This window comes from Streptomyces sp. NPDC042259 (assembly GCF_055582085.1).
On the sequence record NZ_JBVJDW010000007.1, the window covers coordinates 142758 to 159485 of the forward strand.

Consider the following 16728-nt stretch of genomic DNA (forward strand, 5'->3'; position numbering starts at 1 on the left):
GGGCTGAAGGATCACGTCCCGGACGCCCCGGCGCGGTGGGCATTAGCGGGACGTGAGTGGAACGTCAGCGGTAAGCCGGAGAGTGGGGAGCCCCGGCCGGGTATCACAGCCGGGCCCAGGCCTACCGCAGGAGTCACACGTGCCAACCCTCGGTCCTCCCCGCGCGAGAATCACGAGCCGGACGCTCGCCGCGCTGGTGGCGTTCGCCGGAATTCTCACCTTGCTGGTCGGCGTTCCCGCCGCTCCGGCCCACGCATGGGAACCCCATGAGCGACGCATAGCCACCTACAATTCGCAGGGCGCCCGCTGGAACGATGTCTCCACGCTCATGGCGGACAACGACATGGTCATGCTCCAGGAAGCGGGGAGCCACAACGGCCTGGCCCTGGTCGGAATGCGTGAGGTGGAGCGGGGCACCTACGGCGGTTTCCAGATCAGGCATTACCTGTGGCGCAGAGGATCAGAGGAGTGGCACGTCTACTTCATGATTCCCTTCGGTGACACGCGGGTGAATCTCGCGATCGTCACCCGGGAAGCAGCGGACGGCGTCGTCGTCGCACGGGGCGAGGGAACCGCGGCGCAGCGTCCTTCGCTCGGCCTGGTCTACGGTCGCGACATCTATTTCGACGTCCACGCCTCGGCCGCCCGGGGCACCAACGCCCCCGCCCTGCTGGCGAGCATCAGGGACCTGGCGAGGCAGCAGGGCAACCGCGCCTGGCACGCCATCGGGGACTTCAACCGGGATCCGGCCACGATGGCGGACGAAGCCCGAAATGTCGGCGGACACATCTATCACACCGGGCGTGCCACTCATCAGAGCGCGCATGAACTCGACTACATGATCTCGTCCCGCAACGTTTTGCCCATCGAGGCCGAACTGCGCAACGGAATGAGCTCCGACCATTACCCGGTCCAGTTCCGCCGGGTGCGCGAAGCCCAGCCGAACGCGCCGCTCCTCCTGACGAGCGACGGCAACCAGGGGCGGGCCATCGACGTGCAATTCGAGAGCCGCGACAACGGCGCCCACCTCATCACGTACGACGATCACCGGAGCAACAACCAGACCTGGCGGATACGCAACAGCGGCGGCGGCCAGTTCAACATGGTCAATGAACTCTCCGGAAAGTGCGTCGACGTGTACGGCGGCACCGGAGCCTGGGAGGGGAGCTACTTCAACCAGTGGGACTGCCAGGGGCAGCAGACCCAGCTCTTCAAGTGGGTCACGGACCCGGTCGACGCCCATGCCGCCTACATCAAGCACGTGGCCACCGGGTACTGCATGGACTCGCTGCCCAACGAGCGGGGCAACGACAAGTGGCTCTTCCTGAAGAAGTGCAACAACAGCGAGAGCCAGCGGTTCCACATGCACCTCCGCTGAACCGACGAAACGGCCGCCCTCGTACGTGAGGGCGGCCTGCGCCGTGCCGATCGCCCGTCAGCCCGAGAAGTGCGGAATCGGCCCGCACAGCGCCCGGAACCGTGCGGCTGGACGTTGCGTCGCCCGGGGCTCACCCTCGCGGCGATCCACCGTCACCCCCGGATCCGTACATCACACTCCGCACTCACCCCGTCACTGATCAGACAGCGGCTCAGTGGGCATCTATAAGGGCGTGAGCAATGAGAACCCCCCGCCCGGCACCGCTCCCTCCCCCGTCGTCTACGTCGTGGACACCCGTACCGACCGTCTCGGTCAAGTCATGGACCGGCACGCCGGGCACCTACAGCTACGCCCTCCCCAAGGCGGGCTCGAGTGGGACTGCCCGCCCGAAGCGACCCGGCCCGCCACCGAGGCGGAGCTGTTGCGGGCCCGCGGCGCGGGCGGTGGGACGGACGGCCCGACCAAGGGCAAGACGGAAAGCAGGTGGGGGCTTTGAGCACACGCGGCGTCTTCGCGTTCGGGGACTGGGTCCTGCAGCCGGACCTGGAGCCGGACGCCGAGCCGGTCACCTACGCCATGCAGTGCGCGGTGTGCGAGGAGAGCTCGGAACCCGGGGAGGACGTCGGCCAGGCGCAGGGGTGGACGTTTAGGCACGCGGGACGGAACCCCTCGCACCACACCTACCGGGAGATGATCGTCAGGCCCTGGCGGGCCTGGATGTCGCGGCCCTCCGGGGCCTGAGCAGGCCCGCCGCTCCCGACACAGGGCCGACATAATTGCCGCGCGGCTGCCCCCTGGCACTCGGATACGCTAAAGGTGCCCGTAAAAACAGCATCAGCCGCATCGACCAGGGAGCAGCCGGCAATGGCTCGACACCTCATCACCAGCGCCCTTCCGTATATCAACGGGATCAAGCACCTGGGCAACATGGTGGGGTCCATGCTCCCGGCTGACGTGTACGCCAGGTACCTCCGCCAGACGGGCCGCGAGACCCTCTACATCTGTGCCACCGACGAGCACGGCACCCCCGCCGAGCTGGCCGCCAAGGAGGCCGGGCTGCCGGTCGCCGATTTCTGCGCCGCGCAGCACGACGCGCAGAAGGCGATCTACGACGGTTTCGGTCTCGACTTCGATTACTTCGGCCGGAGTTCCTCGCCGGAGAACATCGAGATCACGCAGCATTTCGCGCGCCGTCTCCAGGCGAACGGGTTCATCGAGGAGCGGGCGATCCGCCAGGTGTTCTCGATCGCCGACGACCGTTTCCTGCCGGACCGCTACATCGTCGGTACGTGCCCGCACTGCGGTTACGACAAGGCGCGCGGCGACCAGTGCGAGAACTGCACCCGGGTGCTGGACCCGACCGATCTGATCGACGCGCGGTCGGCGATCAGCGGCAGCGGTGACCTGGAGGTGCGGGAGACCAAGCACCTCTTCCTCCTCCAGTCGAAGCTGGCCGGCGAGGTCGAGGCGTGGATCGACGAGCAGGGCAAGGACTGGCCCGTGCTGGCCTCGTCCATCGCCCGCAAGTGGCTGACCGAGGGCCTCAACGACCGGGCGATCACGCGTGACCTGGACTGGGGCGTGCCGGTCCCGGCCGACACCTGGCCGGAGCTGGCGGCCGAGGGCAAGGTCTTCTACGTCTGGTTCGACGCTCCCATCGAGTACATCGGGGCGACGAAGGAGTGGGCCGGCCAGGACCCGGAGAACCGCGACTGGAAGTCGTGGTGGTACGAGGCCGACGACGTCGCCTACACGGAGTTCATGGCCAAGGACAACGTCCCGTTCCACACGGTGATGTTCCCGGCCACCCAGCTCGGCACCCGCGAGCCGTGGAAGAAGGTCGACTACGTCAAGGCCTTCAACTGGCTCAACTACTACGGCGGCAAGTTCTCCACCTCGCAGAAGCGCGGCATCTTCACGGACGCGGCGCTGGAGATCCTGCCCGCCGACTACTGGCGTTACTTCCTCATGGCGAACGCCCCCGAGTCGGACGACACGTCCTTCACCTGGGAGCTGTTCTCCGCGTCGGTGAACAAGGACCTCGCCGACACCCTCGGCAACTTCGTCAACCGCGTCCTGTCCTTCTCCCGCAAGCGCTTCGGTGACGAGGTGCCGGCGGGCAACGAGGCGGGTGCGGCCGAGGCCGAGCTGGGTGGGCAGATCGCCGGGCTGCTGGCGGAGTACGAGGCGCAGATGGAGGCGCTCCAGTTCCGCAAGGCCGCGCAGGCACTGCGTGCCCTGTGGAGCGCGGGCAACTCCTACCTGGAGACCAAGGCCCCCTGGCTGGAGATCAAGACCGACCCGGACGCCGCCGCGCTGACGCTGCGCACGGCGATGAACCTGATCCACCTGTACTCGATCGTCTCCGAGCCGTTCATCCCGGCCTCGGCCGCCGCCATGCGGGGCGCGTTCGCACCGGCCGGCACCGCGTCCGGTCCGCGTGCGACGTGGGTCTCGCGCGACGAGGCCGCGTCCTTGTCGTTCGTGCCGGCGGGTACGCCGTTCACCGTGCCGCCGGTGCTGTTCGCGAAGATCACGGAAGAGGACCTGGAGTCCTACCGCGAGCGCTTCGGCGGGGACGCCGCGTAGCCGCCGCCCGCCGTGGCGCCACGAGGGCCCGGGACCGTGTCCGACACGGTTCCGGGCCCTTCGCCGTACCCGGCCGCCCGTACCGGCGGGGCGCCGTTGATCGATCGGCAATCGTTCGTTCAGCGCGCCCCGGGAAGCTGGGGGAGTCGGATTCGCGGAGGAGACGAGGAAGCGCAGTGTCGTACGGGAAACGCATCACGGTGAGTGTCCATGCCGGCGACGAAGTGACCCGGGCCCGCACCGCCCGGCGGCTGCGGCCGCTGCCCGGGGTCGAGGTGGTCCGCGAGGGCGGCGCCGTCGACGTCCTGTTCCTGAGCCGGAACGACCAGCGGGCGGCGGACGAGCTGCGCCGGCTGACCCGGGACGGGCGGGCCCCGCTCGTGGTCATCGCCGAGGATCCGGGCGAGGCGGAGCTGATGGCGATCGCGGAGTACGGGGTGACGGCCGTGCTGTGGGGGGAGCGGCTGACGGCGGGGCGGCTCTCGCGCGCGGTGCACAACGCGGCAGGATGCTGCCCACCGCTGCCGGTGCTCACCGCCCTTGTGTGAGTCTGGTCGGCATGTCGATCTCACCGAGGCCCCTTCCGCCGCTGAACGCCGACGAACGCACCACGCTGGAGAGTTGGCTCGACTTCCACCGGGCGACGCTCGCCCACAAGTGCGCCGGGCTCTCCGACGAGCAGGCCCGCGAGACCTCGGCCCCGCCCTCCGCGCTGACCCTGACCGGCCTCGTCCAGCACATGGCCGAGGTGGAGCGGACGTGGTTCCGCCGCATACTCACCGGGGAGCGGGTGGCGACGGTCTACGGCGCCGACGACACCCCCCTGGGCCCCCTGGACCTCACCGACGGACGTGACGTCGGATTCACGGTCGACGGAGAAGCCACCCTCGCGGGAGCGCTCGCCGACTGGCAGGCCGAGATCGAGCGGGCCAGAGCGATCTGCGCGCCGCTCTCCCTGGATGCCACCGGCACGTTCCCCTTCGACTTCCCCGGCAGCGAAACCGGCGCCCCGGTGTCGCTGCGCTGGATCTTCGTGCACATGATCGAGGAGTACGCGCGCCACAACGGGCACGCCGATCTGCTGCGCGAACGCGTGGACGGGGCTACCGGGTGGTAAATCCCCCGGTAAGGCGAGAAAAAATCGCTGGCGATCCCTGGTAAACACTGAGAGCGTCCGGAGGACCGGCCTCCACCCGGCCCTCCGGGCACACACGAGGGGCCCGGAACCACATCGGCGGTTCCGGGCCCCTCGTGTGTGCGTGCCCGGGGTTCACCCGGGCCCGGCGCTCACTCCTACTTCGCGTCCTTCACCTGCGGCTTGCGCAGCGAGAGGTGCAGCTCCCGCAGCCGGGACTCGTCCACCTCGCTCGGAGCGCCCATGAGCAGGTCCTGGGCGTTGCCGTTGAGCGGGAAGGCGATGGTCTCGCGGATGTTCGGCTCGTCGGCCAGCAGCATCACGATGCGGTCGACGCCCGGGGCGATGCCGCCGTGCGGCGGGGCGCCGAACTTGAACGCGCGCAGCATGCCGCCGAACTCGCGCTCGACGTCCTCGTTCGAGTAACCGGCGATCTCGAAGGCCTTGTACATGACCTCGGGCTCGTGGTTGCGGATGGCGCCGGAGGACAGCTCGGTGCCGTTGCAGACGATGTCGTACTGCCAGGCCAGGATGTCCAGCGGGTCCATCGTGTTCAGCGCCTCCAGGCCGCCCTGCGGCATGGAGAAGGGGTTGTGCGAGAACTCGATCGCGCCGGTGTCCTCGTTCTTCTCGAACATCGGGAAGTCGACGATCCAGCAGAACCGGAAGACGTTCTCCTCGAAGTGGCCGGCGCGCTTGGCGGCCTCGACGCGGACCGCGCCCATGATCTTGGAGACCTCGTCGAACTCGCCCGCGCCGAAGAAGACGGCGTGGCCGGGGGCCAGCCCCAGGGCCTCGGTGAGGGCCTTGGTGTCGTCCTCGGTGAGGAACTTGGCGATCGGGCCGGAGAGCGTCGGCTGCCCGTCCTCCTCACCGACGCGGACCCAGGCCAGGCCCTTGGCGCCCTGCTCGACGGCGTACTCGCCGAGGCCGTCGAAGAACTTGCGGGACTGGCCCGCGGTGTCCGGCACGGCCAGCGCGCGGACGTGCTTGCCGGCGAAGGCCTTGAAGCCGCTCTCGGCGAAGATGCCGGAGACGTCGACCAGCTCCAGCTTGGCGCGCAGGTCCGGCTTGTCGGAGCCGTACTTCAGCATCGCCTCGCGGAACGGGATCCGCGGGAAGGGCGAGGTGACGTGGCGGCCGTTGCCGAACTCCTCGAAGAGGTCGGTCATGACCTTCTCGATGACCTGGAAGACGTCCTCCTGCTCGACGAAGGACATCTCGACGTCGAGCTGGTAGAACTCGCCGGGCGAGCGGTCCGCGCGGGCGTCCTCGTCACGGAAGCAGGGCGCGATCTGGAAGTAGCGGTCGAAGCCCGCGATCATCAGCAGCTGCTTGAACTGCTGGGGGGCCTGCGGCAGGGCGTAGAACTTGCCGGCGTGCAGACGGGAGGGGACCAGGAAGTCGCGCGCGCCCTCGGGGGAGGTGGCGGACAGGATCGGGGTCGCCATCTCGTTGAAGCCGAGGGCGGTCATCTTCCGGCGCATCGAGGCGATGACGGCGGAGCGCAGCATGATGTTGCGGTGCATGCGCTCGCGGCGGAGGTCGAGGAAGCGGTACTCCAGGCGCCGCTCCTCGTTCACACCGTCGTCGGTGTTGATGGTGAAGGGCAGCGGCTCGGCGGTGCCGAGCACCTCGACCGCGCCGACCTCGACCTCGATCTCGCCGGTGGGCAGCTCGGGGTTGACGTTGTCCGCGCCCCGGCCGACGACCTTGCCGTCGATGCGGACGACGGTCTCCTTGGTGAGGTGGCTCAGGGCCTCGTTCGCCGCCGTGCCCGGACGGGCGACGAGCTGCACCAGACCGTGGTGGTCGCGCAGATCGATGAAGAGGATGCCGCCCAGGTCGCGCCGATTGTGCAGCCAGCCGCTCAGTCGCACGTCGGTGTCGACGTCAGCCGCACGGAGCTCGCCGCAGGTGTGGGACCGGTACCGATGCATCGTTCATCCAAGTCGTTGGTCGAGGGGGTTGATCGAAGCTGGCGTTGCACTGGGTTAGCGTGCACACAGCACGTGTGCAAGGGTACTGCCCCACCTGCCCTCGGTCGTCGTCCATTCTCAGACCTGCATAAAGACCGCAGACCCGCTTAAAGTGGGGCAATGCGCACCGAGGACGTACTGGCGGCCGTGGCGACCGGCCTGTGGCACTGGGACAACGCCTCGCGCATCGCCACCTTCGACGCCGAGGCCGCCCGTCTTCTGGGGCTGCCGGCGGAGCGCGTGGAGCTGACCGAGTCCGCCGCCCGTGCCCGGTTCCACGCCGTGGACTGGGTCGAGATCATGGGCATCATCAATCTGGCCGTGGCCGAGGGCACCCTCGCCGAGGCCCGGCTGCGAGTGGTCGACGACGCGGGGCGGGTGCTGCGGACGGTGCGCAGCCGCTCCCGGCCGGTGGCCGGCGAGAAGGACTACCTGCTGGTCGGCACGGTCCAGGAGGTCCCCGAGGCACAGCCGGGCACGTCCGCCGTGCGGGCCCAGGTGACGGGCGACTGGCGGCGCAACCGCGAGGCGTTCCTGCTGGACGCGGGCCGGGCGCTGGCCGAGGCCCGCTCGACGGCCGAGGTGCTGCGGGTCGCGGCGGGGCTGTCGATGCCCGGCTTCGTACCGTCGGGGCTCGCGGTGTTCAGCGCCGAGGGCAACCGGGTGAAGGTCATCGGCCACCAGGGCTACGGGCCGGGTGAGGCGGAGCCCTTCCTGGACCTGCCGATGGACGCGGCCTATCCGGCCGCCGAGGTCATCCGCACCGGCCGCGCGATCTATCTGCCCAGCCCCGACGACTACCGACGCCGTTTCCCCGAGGCGTGGCGGGACGTCGCGCACTTCGGCCGCCAGTCCTGGGCGTTCCTGCCGCTGATCAACGCGGGTCACTCGATCGGCGCGTGGATGGCCGGGTTCTCCATCCCCGTCAGCTTCACCCCCGACGAGCGGTCCGTGCTGACCACCGTCGCCCGGATGCTCGCCCAGGCCCTCAGCCGGGCCAGCCTCCACGAGACGGAACGCGAGCTGACCGTCGGCCTCCAGCGCTCGATGATGCCGACCCTCCAGCCGGACATCCCCGGGATGACGGTCGCCGCCCGGTACGTCCCCACCGGTGGCGGGCTGGAGGTCGGCGGCGACTGGTACGACATGATCCCGCTGCCCTCGGGGCGGATCGCCCTGGTCATCGGGGACGTCCAGGGACACGACGTCCGGGCCGCGGGGCTGATGGGCCAGCTGCGGATCGCGCTGCGCGCCTACGCCTCCGAGGGCCACCATCCGGACGCGGTCCTCTCCCGGGCCTCGCGGTTCCTCTCGGGCGTCAACGACACCGAGTCCGAGGACACCGACCCGCGCTTCGCCACCTGCCTCTACATCGAGGTCGACCCGGCCACCGGGCTCCTCGACATCGCCCGCGCCGGGCACCCCGAGCCCGCGATACGCCTCAGCGACGGCACGGTCCTCGTCCGGCCCACGGCGGGCGGCCTGCCGCTGGGCATCGTCCCCGACACGGACTACCCCACCACCCGGCTCGTGCTCGAACCCGGCGAGACGATGATGGTCTGCACCGACGGGCTCATCGAGACCGGCGGCCACGACCTGGAGACCGGCTGGAGCAGGCTGCGCGAGGTCATCGAGGGCTTCCCGCTGGACGGCCGCGAGGGCGGGGGCGATCTGGAACAGCTCGCCGACGCCCTCGTCCAGGCCGTCCACGGGCCGCCCTCCCACTACACCACCGGCCCCCTGGTCGACCGGCGCGAGGACGACATCGCCGTGCTGCTGCTGTCCCGGGAGGCCCCTGCCCCCGTCACCGGGACCGGCCTCGCCACGCTCCCCCACCCGGCCCGCCGCATGGTCCTGACCATCGCCCAGGCCGAACCGGAGCGCATCGCGGAGTGCCGGCACCAGCTCGGCGCGTTCATGCACGACTGGTGCGACACGGACCAGATCGACTCGGCGGTGCTGATGGTCTCCGAGATGGTCACCAACGTCCTCGTCCACACGGACGGGGACGCGCTGCTGGTGGCCGGGATAACGGGCGAGCGGGGCGAGCGCTGCCTGCGCGTCGAGGTCGAGGACGGCAGCGACGAGCTGCCGCACCGCCGGCACCCGGGCGAAATGGCGTCCTCAGGGCGCGGCCTGGTGCTGATGGAACTGCTCGCCACGTCGTGGGGCGTCGACCCCCGGGGCGAGGGCAAGAACATCTGGTTCGAGCTGTACGAGGGGGCCGGGGCCTCCGGGACGCACGGCACGCTGCTGACCCCGGAGGGGCTCGCGGAGGTGACATAGCCGCCTGCGGCGGCGGGCGCCCTGCGGGCGCGTCCTCAATCGCCGGACGGGCTGCTGTGCTCTGTCCTCAATCGCCGGACGGGCTTGATGTGGCCGGCCTCAGCCACAACCAGCCCCCTGGGGGGAGCGCCTACCCGCCCACCGGGGGCCGCGCAGCATAATGCGCGCGCAGCTCAGAGACGACCCCGAAGGCCGCCGTCGTCAGCGGGACGGCGAGGAGCATGCCGAGGATTCCCGCGACGCTCGCGCCCGCCGTGATGGTCAGCATGACCGTCGCCGGATGCATCTGCACCGTCCGGCTCTGGATCATCGGCTGGAGCACATGGCCCTCCAGCACCTGTACGGCCAGCACCACTCCCAGGACCCACACGGCCGTGCCCGGCCCCCGGTCGGCCAGGGCCACCAGGACCGCGACCGCGCCGGACAGGAACGCGCCGAGGTAGGGGATGTACGCGGTGACGAAGACCAGCGCCCCCAGGCCCGCCGCGCCCGGCACCCGCAGGATCAGCAGCCCGGCCGTGATGCACACCGCGTCGATCAGCGCGATGAGGGTCGTGCCCCGCATGAACCCCTCGACGGCCCGGTACCCGCGGCGCCCCATCGCCTCCAGGCGGGGGCCGAGGCCGCCCGGGGCGAGGGCGTGCACGGTGGCCGCGGCCTTGTGGGAGTCGCGCAGGAAGAAGAAGGTCAGGAAGAGGGCCAGCACGGAGAGGGCCATCATCTCCCCGACGACGCTGATCCCGGACAGCAGGCCGGAGGCGGCGGTGCCGCCGAACTTGCCCAGCAGTTCCCTGCCGTTGGACGCCAGGTCGTCGAGCGAGGTCCCGGCGACGCCGAAGTGGTCCGAGAGCTGACGGGCGGCTTCCTTGACCGAGGCGATGATCTGGTCCCCGGTGTCGATCAGCGCACTGGCCACGACATAGCCGGTGCCGCCGACGACGGCGAGCAGCAGCAGACAGGTCAGCGCCGCCGAGAGCGAGCGCCGCACGCCCGTCGCGAGCAGCCGCCGGTGCACGGGCCCGAGCAGGGCCGTGCCGAGCAGCGCGAGCAGTACGGGCGTGACCGCCGCCTTCAGCTGCACGCACAGCCACACCCCGACCGCGGCGACCCCGGCGGCCAGCAGCAGGACCAGACACCAGGCCGCGCCCTTGCGCACGGCACGGGGCAGCAGCGGCTTCAGCTCCGATTCGGTCGGCACGGGCTCAGCGCATCACGGGGATGCGCTGAGAGCCCGGTGGTCGGGGCCGGGTGGGTGAGGGGGCAGCACAGTAAGCCCGTCCGGCGATTGAGGACGCGCCCGCAGGGCGCCCGCCGCCGCAGGCGGCACGACGGGCCCTCGGCCGGAGACCCGGACAGACCCTAGGCGTCAGCCGGAACCGTGCCGAGACGACCCGCCTGGTAGTCCTCGAAGGCCTGCGCCAGCTCCGCGTGGGTGTTCATGACGAACGGGCCGTAGTGCATCATCGGCTCCCGGATCGGCTGCCCGCCGAGCAGGACGAACTCGAAGTTCGGGCCGCGGCTGTCCTGCTTGGCGTCCGCCCGGACCGTGATCGAGTCGCCGTTGCCGAAGACCACCGACTGCCCCATGCGGAACGGCCGCCGCTCGGCGCCCGCCGTGCCGCTGCCGGAGAGCGCATAGGCGAGGGCGTTGAACTCCGGCCGCCAGGGCAGGGTGAGTTCCGCGCCCGGGTTGAGCGAGATGTGCGTCATCGTGATCGGCGTGTGGGTGATGCCCGGGCCCTCGTGGCCGTCGATGACGCCCGCGATCAGCCGCACCAGCGCGCCGCCGTCGGCCGAGGTGAGCAGCTTGACCTTGCCGCTGCCGATGTCCTGGTAGCGGGGGGCCATCATCTTGTCGGCGCGGGGCAGGTTCACCCACAGCTGGAGGCCGTGGAAGAGCCCACCGCTGACGACGAGGGACTCCGGCGGGGCCTCGATGTGCAGCAGCCCGGACCCGGCGGTCATCCACTGGGTGTCACCGTCGTTGATCGTGCCGCCGCCGCCGTGCGAGTCCTGGTGCACGAAGGTGCCGTCGATCAGATAGGTGACCGTCTCGAACCCGCGGTGGGGGTGCCAGGGGGTGCCCTTCGGCTCGCCCGGCGCGTAGTCCACCTCGCCCATCTGGTCCATCATGATGAACGGGTCGAGGTACGTGTAGTCGATCCCCGCGAAGGCCCTGCGGACGGGGAAGCCCTCGCCCTCGAGACCGCCCGGCGCGGTCGCGACGTGCAGCACCGGCCGCTGCCGGCCGTCGGCCGGGGCGGCCACGCGGGGCAGGGTCAGCGGGTTCTCAACGGTTACTGCGGGCATGACGGCCTCCTCGGTCGCGATACGTTCAAGTTAGTTGAAGGATGAACAACCTGCAAGGGCGCACCCATTCCCGCGCCTCCCGACGGCCCGTTCCCGGCCACACGCCGGGCGCGCGCCTCCCGCGCGAACATGATTCGAACGTGGACACTGGGTGAATGCGCCTGAAAGCCACCGACCGCGGCTACGCCTCCGGGCCCGCTCAGATAGCCGCCCTGATCGCCGCCGTCCTGGCCCTGATCGTGATCGGCCTGCTGGTGGCGGGCCGTGGCCAGGCCTCGGACGCGCCTCTCGCGGCCGGTGACGCCGACGGTCACTACGAGGAGCCCGAGGCGCTGGGCGACAAGAGCGCCGAGGCGATGCGGTCGGTGGTCCGCACCCCGGCGAAGCCCCCCGCGCCCGCCCCGGCGGCCCTCGGCTCGGTCAGCGACCCGCTGCCCGCCTCCGAGCCGCTGGAGGCCCGCGAGGCCGACCCCTCGCCGGCCGTGGGCCCGCTGTTCTACACGGGCGAGGGCGAACCGGACCACAGTTGCAGCGCGAGCGTCGTGCACAGCCGGCGGGGCGATCTGATCGTCACGGCCGCCCACTGCGTGTACCAGCGCGAGTTCCGCACCGACATCGCCTTCGTCCCCGGCTACCACGACGGCCGGGCGCCGTACGGCGTCTGGGTGCCCGTCTCCGTCGACATCGCCCCCGAGTGGGCGGACGGCGGCGACCAGGACCACGACGTGGCGTTCCTGCGGGTGCGCCGGGTGGGGGACGACACCCCCATCGAGCGGGTCACGGGCGCCGAGCGCATCCGCTTCCGCCCCGAGCCGAACCGCCCGGCCCGGGTGATCGGCTACCCCATCGGCGAGGAACACCCGCTGAGCTGCCAGAACACCACCGGCACCCGAGGCCCCACCCAGCTGCGCTTCGAGTGCCACGGTCTGCCCAACGGCACCAGCGGCGGCCCCGTCCTCACCGACGTCGACCCGGCCACGGGCCTGGGCACCCTCAACGGCGTCCTGGGCGGCTACCAGGGGGGCGGCGACGACGAGACGTCGTACAGCTCGTACTTCGGTGACGACATCGAGAAGCTCTACCGTCGGGCGACGGGCTGATTTCAGCCCGTCCGGCGATTGAGGACACCGCCGCGCAGCGGAGGTGCACACGCCACGGCCGGCAGGTCACCCGTACATGCGGCGCATTGCGAAGTCGACCATCTGCTCGACGGCCTTCGCGTCGAAGACCATCCGGTGGTCGCCCTCCATGTCGAGCACGAAGCCGTAGCCGGTGGGCAGCAGATCGATGACCTCGGCACCCGTGATCACGAAGTACTTGGACTCCTTGCCCGCGTACCGCCGCAGCTCCTTGAGCGAGGTGAACATCGGGATGACCGGTTGCTGGGTGTTGTGCAGGGCGAGGAAACCCGGCGTGTCACCGCGCGGGCAGTAGACCTTCGAGGTGGAGAAGATGATCTGGAAGTCCTCGGCGGACATCGAGCCCGTGGTGAAGGCCCGGACCGCGTCGGCCAGCGACGGCGGGGACGGCTCGGGGTAAAGCGGCTGCTCGCCGTAGCCGCCGGCCTGCTGCGGCGGGGCGTAGCCCTGTGTTCCCACGTTCTGGTCGTAGCCGTACATGGGCCAAAGCCTACTCAGTCACAGTTGGACGATCAGGGCTTGCTTCTTATTACCGACCGGTAGCATCATGGAAATTACTGCCCGGTACGTACTTGAGGATCTACCTCCCAGCCTTACGGAGCCGTTGTCATGGGCCACTACAAGTCGAATCTCCGCGACATCGAGTTCAACCTCTTCGAGGTTCTCGGCCGCGACAAGCTGTACGGCACCGGCCCGTTCGCGGAGATGGACGTCGAGACCGCCAAGAGCGTCCTGTCGGAGATCGCGCGCCTCTCGGAGAACGAGCTGGCCGACTCCTTCGTGGACGCCGACCGCAACCCGCCGGTCTTCGACCCGGAGACCAACACCGCTCCGGTACCGGCCAGCTTCAAGAAGAGCTACCAGGCGTACATGGACGCCGAGTGGTGGCGTCTGGGCATCCCGGAGGGCATCGGCGGCACCACCGCGCCGCGCTCCCTGCTCTGGGGCTTCGCCGAGACCATCCTGGGCGCCAACCCGGCGATCTGGATGTACTCCTCCGGCCCCGCGTTCGCGGGCGTGCTCTACGAGGAGGGCACCGACGAGCAGAAGCGCATCGCCAAGCTCGCGGTGGACAAGGGCTGGGGCTCCACCATGGTGCTGACCGAGCCGGACGCCGGTTCGGACGTCGGCGCCGGCCGCACCAAGGCCGTCAAGCAGGAGGACGGCTCCTGGCACATCGAGGGTGTGAAGCGCTTCATCACCTCCGGTGAGCACGACATGGCGGAGAACATCTTCCACTACGTGCTGGCCCGCCCCGAGGGCCACGGCCCGGGCACCAAGGGTCTGTCGCTCTTCCTCGTGCCGAAGTTCGAGTTCGACTTCGAGACCGGCGAGCTGGGCGCGCGCAACGGCGTCTACGCCACCAACGTCGAGCACAAGATGGGCCTCAAGGCGTCCAACACCTGCGAGATGACCTTCGGCGACAAGCACCCCGCCAAGGGCTGGCTCGTCGGCGAGAAGCACGACGGCATCCGCCAGATGTTCATGATCATCGAGTTCGCCCGGATGATGGTCGGCACGAAGGCCATCGCCACCCTCTCCACCGGCTACCTCAACGCGCTGGAGTACGCCAAGGAGCGCGTGCAGGGCCCGGACCTGGCCAACTTCATGGACAAGACGGCCCCCAAGGTCACCATCACGCACCACCCCGACGTCCGCCGCTCGCTGATGACGCAGAAGGCGTACGTCGAGGGCATGCGCGCCCTCGTCCTCTACACCGCGGCCGTCCAGGACGAGATCCTCGTCAAGGAGCACGCGGGCGACGAGGCCTCCCTGAAGGAGGCCAAGGCGCTGCACGGTCTCAACGACCTGCTGCTGCCCATCGTCAAGGGCTACGGCTCGGAGAAGTCCTACGAGCAGCTCGCGCAGTCGCTCCAGACGTTCGGCGGCTCCGGGTACCTCCAGGAGTACCCGATCGAGCAGTACATCCGTGACGCCAAGATCGACACGCTGTACGAGGGCACCACGGCCATCCAGGGCCAGGACTTCTTCTTCCGGAAGATCGTCCGCGACCAGGGCCAGGCGCTGACCACCCTCTCCGAGGAGATCAAGAAGTTCCTCGCCGAGGCCGCCGGCGGCGAGGACCTGGCCGTCGCCCGCGAGCAGCTCGCCAAGGCCGCGGTCGACCTGGAGGGGATCGTCGGCGCGATGCTGACCGACCTCGCCGCGACCGAGAAGGACGTCAAGTCCATCTACAAGGTCGGCCTCAACTCCACCCGCCTGCTGATGGCCTCCGGTGACGTCGTCATCGGCTACCTGCTGCTCAAGGGCGCGGCGGTGGCCGCCGAGAAGCTCGGCTCCGCCTCCTCGAAGGACAAGGCCTTCTACGAGGGCAAGATCGCGGCGGCGAAGTTCTTCGCCCACAACATCCTGCCCGGCGTCTCCGTCGAGCGCTCGCTCGCCGAGTCCGTCGACAACTCCCTGATGGAGCTGGACGAGGCCGCGTTCTAAGCCCGTTCCGGGGACCGACCCCAGCATGCGAAAGGCCCGCCGCCCTTCCGGGAGGCGGGCCTTTCGCGTCGTCCTGCGGCAACCGCCCAAGACCCCCCGATCACTTGCCCTGATCCTTATCCTGAGGCCATGAGCTCTGCGCACCGCTTCGACCGCGGCCACACCGACGACCTGATGACCTTCCTCGCGGCGAGCCCCTCGCCGTACCACGCGGTGACCAACACCGCCGAGCGGCTGGAGAAGGCGGGCTTCCGTCAGGTCGCGGAGACCGACGCGTGGGACGCGTCGACAGGCGGCAAGTACGTGACGCGCGGCGGGGCGATCATCGCCTGGTACGTGCCGGAGGGGGCGACCACGGCCACCCCGTTCAGGATCATCGGCGCGCACACCGACTCGCCGAACCTGCGCGTCAAGCCGCTGCCGGACACCGGTTCGCACGGCTGGCGGCAGATCGCCGTGGAGCTGTACGGCGGGACGCTGCTCAACACCTGGCTCGACCGCGATCTGGGCCTGTCCGGCCGGATCACGCTGCGGGACGGCAGCCACCGTCTCGTCAACGTCGACCGGCCGCTGCTGCGCGTGCCGCAGCTCGCCGTGCACCTCGACCGGTCGGTGAACTCCGACGGCCTCAAGCTCGACAAGCAGCGCCACATGACCCCGATCTGGGGCCTGGGCGACCCGGACGAGGGCGACCTCATCCGTTTCGTCGCCGACGAGGCGGGCGTCGCGGCCGGGGACGTGACCGGCTGGGACCTGATGGTCCACAGCGTCGAGGCCCCCGCCTACCTCGGGCGCGACCAGGAGCTGCTCGCCGGCCCCCGCATGGACAACCTGCTGTCCGTGCACGCCGGCATCGCCGCGCTCACCGCGGCGTGCGCCTCCGCGAGCCTGCCGTACATCCCCGTGCTCGCCGCGTTCGACCACGAGGAGAACGGCAGCCAGTCCGACACCGGGGCCGAAGGGCCCCTGCTCGGCAATGTCCTGGAGCGGTCCGTCTTCGCCCGCGGCGGTTCGTTCGAGGACAAGTCGCGTGCCTTCGCCGGCACGGTCTGCCTGTCCTCCGACACCGGCCATGCCGTGCACCCCAATTACTCCGAGCGGCACGACCCGGGCCACCACCCGATGCCCAACGGCGGCCCGATCCTGAAGGTCAACGTCAACCAGCGGTACGCGACCGACGGCAGCGGCCGGGCCGTCTTCGCCGCCGCGGCCGAGCGGGCGGGCGTGCCCTGGCAGCACTTCGTCTCCAACAACGCCATGCCGTGCGGGACCACGATCGGCCCCATCACGGCCGCGCGGCACGGCATCACCACGGTCGACATCGGCGTCGCGATCCTGTCCATGCACTCGGCGCGCGAGCTGTGCGGCGCGGACGACCCCCACCTGTTGGCTAGCGCGCTGACGGCGTTCCTGGAGGGCTGAACCCTTCGCCTGGTCGGCGGTTCTTCGACTGCCGGCCGG

General features: G+C 70.1%; 14 protein-coding genes. 10 read left to right on the forward strand and 4 right to left on the reverse strand.

The window, feature by feature from the left end:
- The first annotated feature begins 139 nt into the window (after positions 1-139).
- The 6 genes from ACZ6MA_RS20425 (at position 140) to ACZ6MA_RS20450 (ending at position 5084) form a co-directional block, all read left to right on the forward strand.
- A complete protein-coding gene (locus ACZ6MA_RS20425; RefSeq protein WP_469435305.1) occupies positions 140-1378 on the forward strand; it encodes an RICIN domain-containing protein in 1239 nt (412 codons plus the stop codon).
- A 232-nt stretch (positions 1379-1610) separates the two neighbouring features.
- Positions 1611-1874 (forward strand): hypothetical protein, encoded by a 264-nt coding sequence (locus ACZ6MA_RS20430; protein WP_469435306.1) that lies wholly within the window; start codon positions 1611-1613, stop codon positions 1872-1874.
- A complete protein-coding gene (locus ACZ6MA_RS20435) occupies positions 1862-2119 on the forward strand; it encodes a DUF7848 domain-containing protein (protein WP_469435307.1) in 258 nt (85 codons plus the stop codon). The genes ACZ6MA_RS20430 and ACZ6MA_RS20435 overlap by 13 nt, the downstream gene beginning before the upstream one ends.
- A gap of 123 nt (positions 2120-2242) precedes the next feature.
- Positions 2243-3967: a methionine--tRNA ligase gene (metG, locus tag ACZ6MA_RS20440; RefSeq protein WP_469435308.1), complete on the forward strand. Its 1725-nt coding sequence runs from the start codon at positions 2243-2245 to the stop codon at positions 3965-3967.
- 200 nt (positions 3968-4167) lie between these two features.
- Entirely contained in the window at positions 4168-4515 is a 348-nt protein-coding gene (locus ACZ6MA_RS20445) for a DNA-binding response regulator (protein WP_469435309.1), read from the forward strand.
- An 11-nt stretch (positions 4516-4526) separates the two neighbouring features.
- Positions 4527-5084, forward strand: a complete 558-nt coding sequence (locus ACZ6MA_RS20450) for a DinB family protein (protein ID WP_469435310.1) — start codon at positions 4527-4529, stop codon at positions 5082-5084.
- A 176-nt stretch (positions 5085-5260) separates the two neighbouring features.
- Here ACZ6MA_RS20450 and aspS read toward each other — a convergent pair whose 3' ends face one another.
- Entirely contained in the window at positions 5261-7042 is a 1782-nt protein-coding gene (gene aspS, locus ACZ6MA_RS20455) for an aspartate--tRNA ligase (RefSeq protein WP_469435311.1), read from the reverse strand.
- 159 nt (positions 7043-7201) lie between these two features.
- On the opposite strand from aspS, the gene ACZ6MA_RS20460 reads away from it, so the two are divergent.
- Complete coding sequence (locus ACZ6MA_RS20460; RefSeq protein WP_469435312.1) at positions 7202-9367, forward strand: ATP-binding SpoIIE family protein phosphatase; 2166 nt, start codon at positions 7202-7204, stop codon at positions 9365-9367.
- Between the two features lie 130 nt (positions 9368-9497).
- On the opposite strand, the gene ACZ6MA_RS20465 is transcribed toward ACZ6MA_RS20460, so the two are convergent.
- Complete coding sequence (locus ACZ6MA_RS20465) at positions 9498-10565, reverse strand: AI-2E family transporter (protein ID WP_469435313.1); 1068 nt, start codon at positions 10563-10565, stop codon at positions 9498-9500.
- 161 nt (positions 10566-10726) lie between these two features.
- Positions 10727-11677, reverse strand: a complete 951-nt coding sequence (locus ACZ6MA_RS20470) for a pirin family protein (RefSeq protein ID WP_469435314.1) — start codon at positions 11675-11677, stop codon at positions 10727-10729.
- Between the two features lie 155 nt (positions 11678-11832).
- Between ACZ6MA_RS20470 and ACZ6MA_RS20475 the strand changes: the two genes are divergently transcribed.
- Complete coding sequence (locus ACZ6MA_RS20475; RefSeq protein WP_469435315.1) at positions 11833-12777, forward strand: trypsin-like serine peptidase; 945 nt, start codon at positions 11833-11835, stop codon at positions 12775-12777.
- 66 nt (positions 12778-12843) lie between these two features.
- Here ACZ6MA_RS20475 and ACZ6MA_RS20480 read toward each other — a convergent pair whose 3' ends face one another.
- Positions 12844-13296, reverse strand: a complete 453-nt coding sequence (locus tag ACZ6MA_RS20480) for an SseB family protein (protein ID WP_469435316.1) — start codon at positions 13294-13296, stop codon at positions 12844-12846.
- A 129-nt stretch (positions 13297-13425) separates the two neighbouring features.
- Here ACZ6MA_RS20480 and ACZ6MA_RS20485 point away from each other — a divergent pair, with 129 nt between their 5' ends.
- Both ACZ6MA_RS20485 and ACZ6MA_RS20490 read left to right on the forward strand, forming a co-directional pair.
- A complete protein-coding gene (locus tag ACZ6MA_RS20485; protein WP_469435317.1) occupies positions 13426-15267 on the forward strand; it encodes an acyl-CoA dehydrogenase in 1842 nt (613 codons plus the stop codon).
- A gap of 129 nt (positions 15268-15396) precedes the next feature.
- Entirely contained in the window at positions 15397-16689 is a 1293-nt protein-coding gene (locus tag ACZ6MA_RS20490) for a M18 family aminopeptidase (RefSeq protein WP_469435318.1), read from the forward strand.
- Positions 16690-16728 lie beyond the last annotated feature (39 nt).

Bases quoted from the DNA above. Each gene is read 5' to 3' on its own strand.
- ACZ6MA_RS20475 (WP_469435315.1), top strand. From the start codon at position 11,833: ATGCGCCTGAAAGCCACCGACCGCGGCTACGCCTCCGGGCCCGCTCAG.
- ACZ6MA_RS20460 (WP_469435312.1), top strand. From the start codon at position 7,202: ATGCGCACCGAGGACGTACTGGCGGCCGTGGCGACCGGCCTGTGGCAC.
- ACZ6MA_RS20480 (WP_469435316.1), bottom strand. From the start codon at position 13,296: ATGTACGGCTACGACCAGAACGTGGGAACACAGGGCTACGCCCCGCCG.
- aspS (WP_469435311.1), bottom strand. From the start codon at position 7,042: ATGCATCGGTACCGGTCCCACACCTGCGGCGAGCTCCGTGCGGCTGAC.
- ACZ6MA_RS20450 (WP_469435310.1), top strand. From the start codon at position 4,527: ATGTCGATCTCACCGAGGCCCCTTCCGCCGCTGAACGCCGACGAACGC.
- ACZ6MA_RS20490 (WP_469435318.1), top strand. From the start codon at position 15,397: ATGAGCTCTGCGCACCGCTTCGACCGCGGCCACACCGACGACCTGATG.
- ACZ6MA_RS20470 (WP_469435314.1), bottom strand. From the start codon at position 11,677: ATGCCCGCAGTAACCGTTGAGAACCCGCTGACCCTGCCCCGCGTGGCC.
- metG (WP_469435308.1), top strand. From the start codon at position 2,243: ATGGCTCGACACCTCATCACCAGCGCCCTTCCGTATATCAACGGGATC.
- ACZ6MA_RS20485 (WP_469435317.1), top strand. From the start codon at position 13,426: ATGGGCCACTACAAGTCGAATCTCCGCGACATCGAGTTCAACCTCTTC.